The following is a 255-nucleotide window of genomic DNA, read 5'->3' as shown; positions in this document are numbered from 1 at the left end:
TGTACAGGTGCTCGGCCAGGGTCAGGTAGCCCGACAGCGGCTCCAGCACGTGCTGCCACGGGCGGATCGCGTGCGGGCTGCGGATGCGCACCGGCTTGCCGGCGGCGATGGCGCGCACCATGTCGGGAATCAAACGGTCCTCGGCCCAGTCGCCGCCGCCGATCACGTTGCCGGCGCGGCCCGAGGCCAGCGCGACGCCATGCTCGGCGTATTTGTCAGGGTGGAAGAACGACGAGCGGTAGCCGGCCGTCACCA

The 255-nt window shown here is 71.0% G+C and carries 1 protein-coding gene; it reads right to left on the bottom strand.

The features are described from left to right. Positions 1-255: NAD-dependent epimerase/dehydratase family protein (locus tag KVP70_RS35950; protein WP_332844203.1), on the bottom strand; the 255-nt coding region annotated here is incomplete at both ends.

The sequence above is a fragment of the Duganella violaceipulchra genome, from assembly GCF_019166075.1.
Classification (GTDB): Bacteria; Pseudomonadota; Gammaproteobacteria; order Burkholderiales; family Burkholderiaceae_D; genus Rugamonas; species Rugamonas violaceipulchra.
The sequence above is the reverse complement of the archived record's forward strand: the minus strand, read 5'-3'. Positions and strand labels throughout refer to the sequence as shown.